The organism is Hoeflea sp. AS60, assembly GCF_038900115.1.
Classification (GTDB): domain Bacteria; phylum Pseudomonadota; class Alphaproteobacteria; order Rhizobiales; family Rhizobiaceae; genus Hoeflea.
Genome location: NZ_JBBMQP010000003.1, coordinates 287948 through 302297 on the forward strand (window position 1 = coordinate 287948; position 14350 = coordinate 302297).

The 14350-nt window shown below is 54.4% G+C and carries 7 protein-coding genes and 1 pseudogene; 5 read left to right on the forward strand and 3 right to left on the reverse strand.

The genetic code is table 11. The features are described 5' to 3' along the window. Positions 1–165: 165 nt before the first annotated feature. On the forward strand, positions 166–1770 hold the full coding sequence (locus tag WNZ14_RS20480) for a hypothetical protein (RefSeq protein ID WP_342870536.1): 1605 nt from the start codon (positions 166–168) through the stop codon (positions 1768–1770). Positions 1771–1772: 2 nt separating this feature from the next. After that, positions 1773–2411 (forward strand): hypothetical protein, encoded by a 639-nt coding sequence (locus WNZ14_RS20485; RefSeq protein WP_342870537.1) that lies wholly within the window; start codon positions 1773–1775, stop codon positions 2409–2411. 28 nt (positions 2412–2439) lie between these two features. On the opposite strand, the gene WNZ14_RS20490 is transcribed toward WNZ14_RS20485, so the two are convergent. The 3 genes from WNZ14_RS20490 to WNZ14_RS20500 all read right to left on the reverse strand — a co-directional run bounded on the left by WNZ14_RS20490 (position 2440) and on the right by WNZ14_RS20500 (position 10159). After that, positions 2440–3768 (reverse strand): hypothetical protein, encoded by a 1329-nt coding sequence (locus WNZ14_RS20490; protein WP_342870538.1) that lies wholly within the window; start codon positions 3766–3768, stop codon positions 2440–2442. A gap of 351 nt (positions 3769–4119) precedes the next feature. Continuing rightward, complete coding sequence (locus tag WNZ14_RS20495) at positions 4120–7281, reverse strand: tubulin-like doman-containing protein (RefSeq protein WP_342870539.1); 3162 nt, start codon at positions 7279–7281, stop codon at positions 4120–4122. A gap of 28 nt (positions 7282–7309) precedes the next feature. After that, entirely contained in the window at positions 7310–10159 is a 2850-nt protein-coding gene (locus WNZ14_RS20500; protein WP_342870540.1) for a vWA domain-containing protein, read from the reverse strand. A 211-nt stretch (positions 10160–10370) separates the two neighbouring features. Here WNZ14_RS20500 and WNZ14_RS20505 point away from each other — a divergent pair, with 211 nt between their 5' ends. From WNZ14_RS20505 to WNZ14_RS20515, 3 genes and pseudogenes are all read left to right on the forward strand, one after another. Further along, positions 10371–12374: a BTAD domain-containing putative transcriptional regulator gene (locus WNZ14_RS20505; RefSeq protein WP_342870541.1), complete on the forward strand. Its 2004-nt coding sequence runs from the start codon at positions 10371–10373 to the stop codon at positions 12372–12374. A gap of 194 nt (positions 12375–12568) precedes the next feature. Beyond that, entirely contained in the window at positions 12569–13240 is a 672-nt protein-coding gene (locus tag WNZ14_RS20510) for a phosphatase PAP2 family protein (protein WP_342870542.1), read from the forward strand. A 363-nt stretch (positions 13241–13603) separates the two neighbouring features. Continuing rightward, positions 13604–13984 (forward strand): annotated as a pseudogene (locus tag WNZ14_RS20515) (transposase); the annotation flags it as partial. Positions 13985–14350 lie beyond the last annotated feature (366 nt).

Sequence of the window (14350 nt, forward strand, 5' to 3'; positions counted from 1 at the left end):
ATGAGTGAGAAACAGTTTTTCGAATTCACAAGGATTTGGCCCTGTTTTGGTATGACCGCGTGCGGACGGCTCCACAAAATATCACGGCAGTTTCCACCCCTTGGCGGTAAGTCCTTCCGGGTGCTTTCGCACGGTCCGTCGCAATACTGAATCGAGAGAACCGCCATGCCGCTTAAGAAAATCCTCAAGAAAGTCTCGTCCTCGCGCTTGCTGTCATGGTCCAAAACTGTCTGCGTTGCTGGCACGTTGGTCGCCGGTTCGACGGGCTCCGGCCTCGCCCTGCCGGACTGCAAGCGCCTGATCCTCGCCGAGTACTGTTTCGACGGAGCGATCAAGGGCCTTTTTCCGCTAAGAGAACTCGAAGAGGCTTTCGCCGAGGAAGCCGCCGCTCAGAAGAAGCGCCGCTTGCGTCAATCCCGCATTCCGGAACGGGAAAAGCAATGGCTGGTGCAGGAATGGGAGGCCGCGACGACGTCGGCGTTCACCTATGCAAAAAACCATACCCTCACGCTAGAACAATTGCTCGATACAACCGATATCCCGTCCGGCGGCCCAGGCCCCTTGAACATCCTTTCCGGGCTCCTCGCTCAGGGCCCCCTTTTTCGCCTCACCTTCGCTAACAATGGCGACGACATATTTATGCTTTTCCGCCCTGTCGAGCTGAACCGCGTCAGATTAACCTCTGCGCTTAAAAGAGTATCGGCTCAGCTTCCGCAGTCGAGCCAGGTCAGCATATTGGCCATTCAGAGCATTCTTTCGAGCCTGCCCGGGGGCGACTATATCGAGGTGAAGCGCATTCTCGATCATCCGATCGTCATTGCCATGCTGCTGGCGCTGAACAACGGCAAGCCCCTCAATGAGGTGCAAAAGAAGCTCATCGGACAATACAGTCTCGGTCTCTTCGGTCTCGAAGCAGTGATGGTCTTCTATACGCAGTTCGATCTCCGGCTGCGGGAACGTAATGAGCAACTCGACGCTACCGTGCAATTGTTCGAAATCGGCGACGCTCCCGGAGATTTAAGATCGCCACAGGTAACGTTCAACGGCGAGCTGTTAATGCCCGATAGCGTATTCGACGAGTTCACCAAAGACGAAATTCTGCTCATTTTACAACACGAGGCCACACATCTGGCAAAGCCCGGAACCTTCACTGTGTTCAGCGCCGCAGATGGCGTTATCGCGAACAGGTTCCCTCAGATCAGCCCGGATCATATCACGACATATCTGTCGAACGTCTTCGGACGATCCAATCCGGCGATCAAGGACACCAGCTGCCCGCTCGATCTGCCCGAAGACGACGAAATGTTCACCGATTATTACGTCATGGCCCAATATCGGAACGATTCGAAGAAAATGGACGCCTATGAGGCCCTGCTGCAAAAGTTGCACAAGATGCGCGGGTTTGGATCCCTCTCTCGCATGGCCTACCGTCGCAAGCACCTGACATATGTCCGACAGCAGCTCGAGGAGATGCGCAGCAATTCCGTTTCAGAGCAACAGTACAATGAAGCTATGTCGAAGGTACTACAGGATGTCATCTCAAGCGCGGTTACGTCGGGTACGACCGTAGAGCAACTCAACCTTGACCTCTTTCTCGACGAGATGATGAAGTATCCGGATTTGCAACTCGATGCCAAACGCCTTCGTGTTTTCATTCAGTACTACAAGACTTATGGACATCTGAAAGACGAGCAGGTCGGTCAGAACGGGACGCTTGGCCTGAGCTGCAACGCCCTAGAAAGAATGTTGAAGCTTCCGGAAAAGGGATAAGCGTGATCTGTAAGGCGATTTTAGGACGACAAATCTTTGCCATCATCCTGTTCGCAACGAGCGCCGGCGCCTCGGAGGCCAGCGATGTCAGCACAACGCCTTCCGGGGCTTCACAGCCAAGCTGGATCAGGCTTCCGGAACTCAGAGCCTATGCTGAGAACCCACCATATGAGGAGGTTGCTACAACTCTATTCAGCGTGTTGGCCTATATTCCCGGCGCCACAGTGGGGGAACAGGAGACCGTGGCCAACGTTGGCTACAAGCTTGGAAACGACATCTACGTTATCCCTTTGAACGACCGTGTCTCGGAAACAGATCGCAGGACGATCCGGGCGAGCGGGTGCAGGACGGCGGACCGGGCGATCACCGATCACATTCAGTCTGTGCTCTATCTGAGCGTCGGCGATGGGAGCGAAAGGGCCTGCATAGCAGTCAAGACTTCCTTACTGGGCACAAGTCAGCTTTTGGAATTACTGCGGGACGTGGACCGAAACGGCTGTCTCGCCGATTTCCGCTTTTCAAAGTCGGTATTCATGAAGCTCAGCCGCGATGCGAATTCGCTAAATGGTGGCCCCACCGATACTGTTCAGCAAATAATCCGCGACTCCTTTCACCGGGAATGCGGAGTGGCTCATGACTGAAAGCCAAATGCCTTGTGACTAAATCATGTCAGATCTCTGCAGCCTTTACTAAACGGAGTTTGGATCGACCGTATGCGCTCGGTTTTTGCGTTTCGCGTGACGCTTGGTGGTCACAGATCGATGCTATTAATCGCAAACTTGCTGGCAGCGAAGGCAGCAAGTGATGCGGCTGATCGTCGGCAGCCAGGGTCAACTTGTTAACAATATACGACAGGGCCTTCGCCCTACCCTCAAGGCCGTACCGACTGTCTATGCCGGCAATCAGCTTGCCAAGAGCATCATTCAGCGAAGCTGGATCGACTAGGTTCTGGGCGAAAACAAGTTCCTCAAAAACGAGATGAATGAAGTCTTCCCTACCAAAAAATGCCGGGGTGATTATCTCTCCATGAAGCGGCTCGGCTAGAAGAAGGCGCAGCAACTCTTCAAGGCTGGAGCTTTCGGCAATGCCCAGAAGGTTCATCGCCTCGACCTTTGCGACAAGGGGGAGCCACTGGTAGCGCTCGCGGTTGTCTACCCATGCGCGCGCGCGCCGGGTCATCTCTTGTCCGCCCAGTAAGCGCGAAAAGACATAGGCCTGCGCACCGAGATTGCCAGGTGAGAGCGCCTGCCGTAGCAGCTGTTCTAGTTCATCAACGGGAAGCGCCCGCGCCCTGCCTTCATTATGCCTTGAGTGGAACGTCAGCGGCTCCGGCGACGGAATAGTTTCGGCATGTTTGAAATTCTCGGATATCCTTCGCCAGAAACGGATATCCGCAGCACGTTCGATGTCTTCGAACAACTGAAACCAGGCGCCGCAGTCACGCCGCAGGCCGAAGGCCGCCGTCATCGTCCGAACAGGTTTCCCAAAGGACATCAAGGCATCTGACAACGGGTCCACGACGTCTTTCGCTGTCTGGAAAGGGTGATTCAGCACGGCGACATCCGTCTGGTCGCTGAAGGGAGAATCGCTGAGCAGCGGCACATTGATGTTGCCGTTTGGCATGCGGCCGAAGCGGTCCTTGCCGATAAGGTAGCAGACGGTGGAAACAAGCCGTGCTGCAACGGTTTTGCCGTCGCCGTCCGCTGCGAAATCGATACTGTAGGCGCGCAGAACATTGCATTGCCAGTCGATTACAATTGACACAGCGCAGCATCGTTTGGGACCATAGGTGCGCGCCGGACCTAGAAACAGCGACTGGCCCCGAAACCTGCCATGACGGCTCGCGAAGAGCTGCTCAGGGCGCCATAAGCCGTTGGTCAGAATATCCAAAGATACGAAAGCAGGGGTCAGCGCGAGCAGGCGATTGACTGCCTGCCGTGATGGAGCAGCCAGGTCGATCTCACAGGAGGTCAGTCGGGCGGACATTGTCCCGCGCATTAATTTCCCCACGAGTCGGGCCCATTATCGCGTTAATGATTCGCAAACAAAGGTTAACAAATCGTTAACTTTCCACTTCCTTGCAGGGAAGTTACGGCGTTTCCTACCATTTCCGATGGGAAGTCCACAGGATCATTATCGCGTCCAAGATCGAAACTAACCGTAAACCAGATCATTAGTATTGGAACGATTTTCAGCGAAAAGTGAGGGGGCGATAGGTCCCGCGCGGGGGTTAGCAGAAGGACAGATCATGGAATTTCAGGTTTGCCTTGAATGGAAAAGAACCCGGGCAGCCAAGCCGCCCGGGTTCGCTTCGTCGACCCTTGGTGTCAGGTCCGCCGCATATTCATGCTATCCGGTTCGACCTTTCCTGGCCTGCCCGGATGCCGATGACGTTCCATGATGGTCAGTCAATCCCTGAGAGGAGTCGGCTTCAACCGTGCCATTGTCCATTGCATTGGTAGCAAGTGGCTGCAGCAGCCTGAGAAGCGGCCTGAGTTCGTGTAACTCTCCAGACTTGAGGGACAGGATGATCGCTTTGCCCTCTTTCGGTCGTTCGGTGCATTTGCGGCGGATCCGCTCCGCCAGTGCCAGACGAAAACGACGGACTGTCGTCCACTCCTCGTCGTCTAGCCATGCACCGGTTTCAAGCTTGTGGTGAAGATCGTTCTCGAGCTTGAATGGAAACATGTGTGACTCAAAACTGTCGGGCCCTTTGATGATGATGCCAATCGAAAGGGCAAACGCGATCAGCTCGATATCGAAAGTGCTGGAAACCTCAACAAGCGCCATCGGCTGATAGATTTCGGGAAACCGCGTGGCCCCGTCGGCAAAGACGTGTAACGGAAACCGGCTCTGCTCCATTTCTTTGTCCGGATCGGTAAGGTCGCCGAGCAATTCCAGATAGTCGTTGAACCATTCGGACAAATCATGGAGCGTTGATGCTGGCACCCCGTACATGGCCTGAACGACGCTAATCGTATCGTTGCGCTCACTGTCAAACCGCTGGCTCATGGCGACCGATCCCATGAAAGGGTCCGGCAGTTCCAGGCCGCCTGGAACAATCATCCAGCAGTCTGTCTTGGGATTGACGCTGGCAGGCGATACACGCAGCAACGGAGCGGAACCCTCATCCAGAATATGGGGCACCTCGTCGAAGAGCAGGCGCTCGAGTTCCGGCAATAGCCAGCCTTTGTCAAGCTGCGTGAGCTGATCCGTTAGGATCTTGTCGTCTTCGAGACATAGCCTGATGCTTCTTGCCAGATCGCCACTCCTGAATTGATCAATGTTGTGAACGGACATGGTGCCGAAAGGCAAAACTATTCCGTCTTCATTGAGATGCTGAAGAATGATCTCCGCGATCTTCTGCTCAGGTATGAAGCGTCTTTTCTGCAGAAGGCGCAGCGTCTTAATATCGCCGCCCACATTGTGTGTCGTCGGAGAGACCCAGGTGCCCAGCCTATCTTCTCCTGACAACCTGTTGAGATGCGACAGGTCCGAGTTGAGTCCTGCAAGCTCGAATTCCATCGCAGTCTTGCCTTTCTGGATCATAAGATCCAGGCGCTCCTGAAAGGACTTGAGTGCCTCGATTTCAATTGCGCCAATGTGGGCAAATGCATGATCGCGGACGTAATTCGGAACATTTTCGACCAAGAATTTGTGCGCCGACAGTACAAAGTTCTCGGCGATGTCGATATCGTCGTTGATACTTTCGCCCTCAAACCGGCCGAACCGTGTGAGAAGACGGTTCACGTATTTGATCATGCTCGTCCTGAGATTTTCCTCCTCCGCCTCCTCTCTCAGATCCCTTTCAAGTGCGACAATCTTGTTTTGCGCCTTTTCGGTTCGCGTGATGAGTTCTTCAAGCGATGAAAAGGGTTTGTGACTGGAAAGTCGCCGTTGTTTATCATCGATCATCCGTTCGATGGCATCGCGCAACCGCAACAGACCCCAGGCCGAATTCGGGTCAACCGCCTTTGCCAGAAGCGTGCGGCTTAGGTCGCCGTCTCGGGAGAACCCTTGTTCAAGCCCGGATCTAAGCTTTTGCAGAAAGGCCTTGCAGAATTCGGGTTCGCTCGCCCTCTCGAATTTGGCAACGGTTTCGGTAAGGTTCCTGATGTTTCCGATTCGGCGTTTCAGTTCATCGAGCTGTTCCGCAGGGCCTACTTCGTCTGTTTCTCTTGGTTCATAGGAACGAAGGGGGAATTGATGGTCGATTTCCTCGCGGAGAAACTCTTCGATTTGACCAATGTTTTCCAGATATCCGGAGACTTCAGCTGCGATATCGCTAATCTTGAGCTGAACAGGGGGGTCTGGGTCATCTTCGCTCCGCCCCCTAACAAGCAGGCGGGAGCTTGAAGCCTCCGAGGTTCCCTGACTGTGAAACAACGACATGCCGTGAGTAAGGACAGAGAGACAGGTCCAAACCCAGTGCCGCTTAAGGATGTCCTTTATTTCGCGAGACGGAAATCTTGCCGAGACGATCGACATTGAGGCAAGGAACGACGGCAGGGAATTACGTGCCATGGATTCAATCTGATCCGCCGTACGCGTCTCCTGCAGATTCGCTTGGAACTCGAGCGGATATCTGGCAACCCGTTGTTCGCGGATATTGGGCGCAATGGCGTTGACCCGCCTGGCGACCGATCCACGGGTCATGTGGACCTGAAGCTCCGCAATCAGCCAGGCAAGGTCATCCTGGTTGTGATCGTGGCTGCGCGACAGGTTCTTCCGGTTGAACAGATAGACCCAGTCAAACAGCCACTGATTGGGTTGACCAGTGTCGAGAGCAATGCGCCTGTCAATCGAGTTGTAACTAGACTCAAACGGCATTCCGGAAGCGAAGCCGTTCAACTCTTTCATCAGGGCATAGCTGGAGGCCGTCATACGGCGTTTGCGCGAAACGTCCAGCTTGGTCTCGGGGTCATCGATAACGACGTCGGGCGCGACGAGGAAGAGGGAGATAACCGGTGCCTCCTCTCCGCGCTGATGAAACCAAGACCTGATGATCGCCATCGCGTCGATGGCCATGCCGGCGCCGGTGCCGCCGCAGGCGCTGGCGGTGACAAAGATCCTGAGACCTCTGTCGTGATTGCTGGTCATGTTCTCGCGAAGACGCCCGTAAGCGGTCGCTAGTTTTTCTTCAAACACAGTCCGAGAAATGGCGAGTGACGCCATCGCGAAAGCACGGGTGATGCCCGCACCTTTCGAGGTATCCGGAAGGGGAACCCGACCAAGATGTCCGGGAAACCGCTCGTCTGCGAAATCTTGAAACGAGGCCGTCCGCGTATCCGCCAGGTTCTTGTAATAATAATGCTGCTTTCGCGGATAGAGTTCGGGAATGTCAGGTCCGGGCATTTCACTATCGATGAGCAGCACTTCCGTGTGCCGGCTGTCTTCACTCGTGAAAGACTGCATTTGTCGCCAGAACTGTTGACCAACCTTGCAGCCGACACCACCAAGAAACACGGCGATGGTGCTGATACGCAGGGAGTCTGATGAGGCGTTCAACATGGAATTTGCGTCCTTGGTGATGTTGTCGTCAGTTGAAAATTCGGGAAATGGCATCGGTAAAGGGGTTGGCCCCAATCCCGTAGAAGGTCTTCGCTGCCAGGGAAGACTGGACGGTTTGGATCAGCGCGAAAAAGATAGCCAACACAACTGTGGAGACGAAAAGCCAGCTTGAATAGCTGGGGCCATACGGCGTCCGCTTGATCTTGAAATGCGCTTCGCCGCTTTCTTGGTCACCGCGGATGTAGTGGAGCATCCAAGCCGGTTTCAGGCGCTTGAAACCCCGTTTCTGCGGTCCGATCTCGAACGTTTCGCCCATTTCCAGCCGCGTGTTACTCTTCAATGGTTCTCCGTTGGAAAGCACGAGTTCGGACTGGACATGGTTCAGGACAAGACGGTCCTCGTCATCGATTGACACCTCGGCGAGATCGCCGGTGCCTTTCACCTTCGTCCAACGCTTCGGCAGGTTGAGTGTGCGAGGCGTGCCTTTGGTGCTGAGCGACAAAGCGTTCGGAAGAGCCACTTTGAACCGTACTCCCTTTTTCCATTTCATCTGGGCGGGAATCTTGACGAAGAGAGCCACGAGCCGCTTGCGCATGACGATGCAGAAGACAATGAACAACAAGTAAGCGGCGAGATCCGAGAGGTAGAAGGAGAACGGACCCAAGACCGGCAAAGAGAATTTCCAACCGGTCAAAGGCAGGGCGGCGGGAACGGACCCCATACCCGATACCGAGATGTTCCGGATCCTAGGCTCAATCGTGAAATTGGAGATGACGGAAAGCGGAACCTGTCCGAGATCGCGTGGCAACGTCAGTTTGCCGTCAGTTTGCACCGGCGTGACCACAAGATCGACGCCGACCGGATCTCGCGACAACGTAAAGGGGCCATAGCGGTTATTGGTCGGGGTGAGCTCCTTGCCGTCGACAGCAAGGGTCAGGTCAGCGAAATGAACGCCGTCCACGGTCAGTTTTTCAGGGACATCCAGCAGGAACTCACTCAGAGTCGTGTAGTTAGCACTGACGCTTAGGGCAGGAATCTGTCTTGGAGTTGATGGATCCCAGAAGAAGCTCAACGACTGCGACAGCAGCGCCACGTCGATGTCCGGTTTGACGAACTCAACTACAATCGCGATTTCGAGTGGAGCGATCGCTTCCTGGGAATCTATCCGGATAAGCCCTTGGTATCGGCCCGCCTTGAGAAGTTTGAAATCGGCATGGTCTGGGTTGGGAAGCTGTACCTTCAGAGTCAAATCCAGGCCGGTTCCAGGAATAGAAAACGGAGTCTTGCCGTCTGACCTGATACGTCGGCCGCTATCGGTTTCGAAACTCAGCCATTGAGCCATGCTTTGACCGTTCGGTTCTATCAGTGGCTCGGCCCATTGTAGATTCGCCGACACGGACTTGCGGCGGGTCTGCGAGGCTATCTGCGGCACCTCGGACTGAAAGGAAACAACAATATTCTCGTTCAACTCGTCCTGGTCCAAACCAAGTTTCATGCCCTGGAAATCCACCAGATCATTAGTCGCAACCAATTCGACCGGACCTTCGCCAAAAATCCGGAACCTGATCGGTGTTTTCAATGGCTGGCTCAAACCGGGACCGAGGTCGGCACGCAACTGCAGCTCATAGTCGCCCGGCTCCTTCGGAGTCACAAAGCTGCCGGAAGCGCCGTTCGGTGCAAAGGTCACCGAGGAACCGCCAGAACCGGTGAGGCTGGATACTTGTCCCGAGAGCGTGGGCGTCTGAATGATGTTACCGGAGCCATCCTTGACGACAACATCGATCCTGACCTGACTGTCTGTCGGATATCCGACGTCCGGACTGGGCAACAATGTCGCCTCGATTCGAATGTCGGAATAACTGTCAGCATAGATCCGCACGTTGCCGCGGTTGGCGCTACTCGGCGAGCCTGCACGCACGGATAGAGTATACTGTCCCTTCTGGGGTGCGGTTAAGAGATCGGTCCAAACTGCCGCGCGCGGACCTTGGTTTCCGGACAAGGTAATGTCGTGTACACTGCCAACACCAAGAGAGCTCGGTCCCGTCAGGGTGATATTGAGATCCTCCTCTCGGAACTTAGCGTTGTTTTCGAAGGCAACGGAGATCCGCAAGCGGTCCATCCCCTCGGGAACGTCAAAAGAAATCGTTTCCCGGCCGTTTTGCAGTTCTTCATCCGTGACGGGATTGATATTCCAGAGTTGCTGCTGACGGTCCGAGAACAGGGCCCGGACCTCGGGAACCATTTCCGAAGCAGAGGAGACAAATCTTGCACCTCCGTTCGTTTGTTCACCGAGCTCGCTTAGCAAGGTCTTGCCCGCACCGCCAAGAGCAATTCCGAGTGCAATGACTTGGACGTTTTCGGCTTGGGCCCGGTTGATGATCTCGGCTTCGTCGAAACTGCCGGTCGGTTCACCATCGGCAAGAAGAACAATGCGCTTCTCTCCGCCGCGTCCGCTGAGATGGTTGAAGGCGCTGCGCAGCGCGGCCATCATGTTGGTACCGCCTTTGGCGGGCCTCAGCCGCATCGCTTCGAGCGCGCGCCGTGCGATAGCGGCCTGTTCCAGGCCGCCACTCGTCAACGAGTCCGCTTCGTCTGAAAATTCAATAACGCCGACCTTCAGACTCGGATCGATCAATTCAAGAAAATCGAGAGCGACATTGGCGGCAACGGCGGAAAAATTGTTAGGATCGTTTTGTTCCATCGATCCCGACCGGTCGAGCACGAAGACGACGGATGACTCCGCTCTGACCGGACTTGACGAGATGGTCAGCACCAGTAAGGCAATTGAAAACGCGCCCAATACTGCAAACACTCCCCGCTGAAACCGCATCGATACGGCTTGCGCAAATCTTACTGGGAATGTCGGAATACCGGTCATCGAAGTCATCCCTTTCGGTCGGGCAAGGTTTTCCTGCCGAAAACTCGTGGTTTCATCGTCTTGTGCAGTGACTACCAGATAGCAATTGGGAACAACGTGAGATCGCCGTGAGAAATTTTGTTGTTTCAGAACGAGTGGCCTGCTAGGCATTTCCCGATTAAGTTGATGCGAGAAGAAACACTTACTACACACTGTAAACGACGGGGCGGGCATGACGGGGCAAAAGCGCTTTCGTCTGAAACTTCTGGGAAACTTCCAGCTATTTGATCCAAGCGGCCGCGAGATCGTTCTGACGAACAAACGCGGCAAGGCAATAATTGCCTTTCTTGCATTGTCAGAGGAATTTTCTGCGACGAGGCCGACCCTCTACAACAGTCTTTGGGACTCCGAAGCCGTCAGTGACAAGACACTTCAGGAACGGTTACGCAGCTGTATTCGGGAGCTGAAGAAAAGCCTCGGCCAGGACAGGTACGGATTTCTGATCGATACCGGCCAAGACAGCACTTTGCGTTTGCGAACCGACCACCTGGACATCGATCTTTTTGCGCTGAAGGCTCGGCTGGAGCACTGGTCCATTGAGGACGGCCTTAGCATTCTGGACGAAATCGGTTCAGGCACGATCCTGAGCGATTTCGAGAGCATTTCAACTCAATCAAGTTGGCTGGAAGATAGTAAAAATGAATGGAAGAACATTTTCTCGCGGTCATTGAATTTCGTTCTTGAAGCACTGACTTCGACCAGCGAACACATTCTTGCTCCCCTATCAGTTGGTTCAACGCTGCTAAAGTTGGATCCAAGCGACGAGAATGTACATTATCGGATGATGCTACTCTACGCCAGGCAAGGCAACAAGGCAGCCGCGAAGCAGCAGTACGACGCATGCGTACGCTCGCTTAGGGTTCGGTTGGACCTGGCACCCACGAAAAAAACCCAGACGCTTATGGCTGACATCGCAAACGACACGTTTTTGCCCGAAAGCCCGGAAGCCGACAAAAAGCCGATCCTGGTCGCCAAGAGCCTGGGTCCGACAAGTATTGCGGTGTTGCCGTTCAAATGTCCCGCCGAATCCCAGGAAGCCAAACTGCTTCAGGTGGGTATTTGCCAAGGGATCATCGCGTCCCTATCGCGTATTTCGGAATTCACGATCATCGACTACAGTTCGGTCATCGGACTCGGCGACACAATTCAGCCTCTGAAAAGAGTCAGACAATCCCTGGGTGTGGAGTTTCTTCTCACCGGCATGATCCGGAGTGACGGCCAAAAACTGCGTGTCACGATCAATCTCATCAAAGGAGACGATGAAAAAGTCGTCTGGGCGAAGACACATTCAAGCAGCCTAGAAGAGGTGTTTCTGCTGGAGGACAGTATCAGCGAGGGCATTGCCGGCGAGTTGGAACCCGGACTAATACAACAAGCCATCAAAGGCGCTCTTAGAAGCCAAATTCAGAACCTGACTGCCTACGAATGGACGCTGCGGGCAGTTCCCTCAATCTACCAACTCAAGAGAGGGCCGTTTTACGAAGCCAGGACCTTTCTTGAAAAGGCGTTGGAAATCGACCCGAACTGCGCCCCGGCGCATACGTGGCTCGCATTCTGGTATGCCTTTCACACTGGTCAGAACTGGGGTAACGCCAGCGATGACCTATTAAAAGCACATGACCATGCCCAGAACGCAATCAACCTCGACACGGACGATGCGCGTGCCTATGCGATCGCGGGGCATGTAAAAGGCTTTCTGTTCGGCGAGCTGGAGGCCGGAGAGCATTTGTTGGACCGCGCTTTAAGCCTGAACCAGAACTCCGGTTTTGCCTGGGCATTCAGCGCGATCAACCAATGTTACCTGGGGCATCCCGACGAAGCGTTGAAGCGCATGGAAATGTACAAGCGATTATGTCCCCTCGATCCCTATTCGTTTTTCTTTGAAACAATTAATTGCATCGCATACACGCTTCTTGAGGACTATGAGAGCGCCTGCCAATGGGGAAGGCGTACGATTGATCGCAATCAGTATTTTGCAAATGGTTACAAACCCTTTCTCGCAAGTCTAGGCCATCTGGGCAGGGACGCCGAAGCCGGAATATACCGGGAGCGTCTCCTAAAGCTTGAGCCAGATTTTACCGTCAGAAAATTACAGCGAACCTATCATCTCCGCGACCGCCAGATGATGCAAAGATACTGCGAAGGTCTGCGTAAGGCTAGAATTCCGGAACAATGAACCGGGTCCGGCGCCCTATGGTCTGTGGTCGAAAGTGGGCGGTCTGTTGCTTTGCCATACCCAGAAAAAACCCCTCCCAGTCTCACGCTCGCTACCGGCATCGTCTGTTACAGCTGAACCTGACGAGGAGGAAATCTGTTTCACTGGACTTTCTTTCTCGTTCGAACCCAAACAAGTCAGGAGTCGAATAGACAATGACCAAAGCACTAATGGCACACCGGAAATTCCAACGCCGTTATTGGGACGCCGAAGCGAGAGTTACGCTTGGAATGACCCGCTTTCTAGAAAACTCGGCTTGGAAGGAGACGGAGATACCTCTTCCGCCGACAACGGAGGATGTGATCCAGGCCGAAATCGATGAGCTGTTGGCCAAGCAGTTCAACCATACCGATCGCGAAGCGCGGCGCCACGATATCATGGAGGAACGCTTCGAAGTGTCTCCCAAGTTTAAGAGGTGCCTGCTCTTCAGCGCGGCTTCGCATCCCAGGACGTGTGAAATTGTGACCGCAATGGTAATCACTGGTCGCCCGATCATCTTCTACTTCAAAGACCGTTTCAACAGAGCTCGTCCGAGCCAGATGTTTGCGGAGATTGAACCCATGATCGATGTCCCGGGGCATCCCGCCTATCCGAGCGGGCATTCGTTTCAGAGCCACCTGATTGCACATGCCCTGTCCGACATGGCCCCGCTGGCGCGGGAGCACATGTTCGCAATTGCCGCGTCTGTGGCCGAAAATCGGGAATGGGCCGGCCTGCATTACCGGAGCGATTCTCAGGAAGGGCGCAATCTGGCGCACAGATTGTTTCCTGAAATCCGTTCGGCATTTTCCGAACTCTTCGAAGAAGCAAGATCAGAGTGGGTATAGTATTCCAGTTGGGCATAGATGTAGCCAATTCAATCTGATCTAATGGAGTGAACTGCCTTCCCACCAGATTGCGGCTATTGTTGCGGTTTTGGGTGGAAAGAGGAGCATTCTGATGGGTATCGAGGTTTCCGGCCATCTGGGTAAGACTGTTTGTAGCCTGGCAGCACTGGACACGAGGCGAGCGGTTGTGTTTCGCAAGGGCCTGCAACGATACAGCTTGTTAAATTTCTATAGAAGTTGCGCCCCTGTGTCTTGGCGATGGAAGCGTGCGAGGTAACGCATAACATCGGGCGCTTTTCGCTTCAGCACGGGCATGAACCCCGCATGATGTCGCCCCTTTGAGTCCGGTCATACGTCAAGGTTTGCAAGGATGATGACCGTGATGCAGAGGCGATCGGGGAGGCTGCGACCCGCCCAACCATGTCATTTGTCGCGATCAAATCAGAAGAGCAACTTGATCTTCAAGCCTTGCACCGGGCTCGGGAGAGTTTGTTGACCAAACGCACCTGCATGATCAATAAGGGCAGCGGCTTTATGATGGAGCGCGATATCCGGTTTGGGATGGGCCGCCAGGTCCTTCAGAGGGAGCTGATGAGATTGATGGAAGACGGCACGTCGCATCTGTCGCGTCCTATACTGCTTATCCTGTCGGACGAGACGTCGGAGCTGGCCACGATCAACGGCCGGGTCCATGTCATCCACGCTGAGATCAAGACGCTGGCCAGAGCGGACACCGACATGTAACGACTGATGGAAATACCCTGAGTCGGCTCGACAATTGCCAGCGCACTTGTGGCCGACGTTGGCACTGGCAGCAGTTATTCCAAGGGACGCGATCTCACAGCATGATCCGGCCTCGTGCCGCGCCAGATAGCGACGGGTGCCAAAGCGAAATTGATTGGTAAATCGAAGCTCGGCAATCGTTATTTGCGTAAGCTGTTCATCCATTGTACGCGGACGGTACTGCATCTTGTGCGGGATCGAACTTCGTGCATAGCGCAATCGTCTGACGGTTTGAAAGAGCGCGAGGATGTGAACCGCCCCGGGTTTGCCGGAGACCCCAACTTGTGAGAAGTAGGGTCTATGACAAGCAAGACGACGAACAAATTT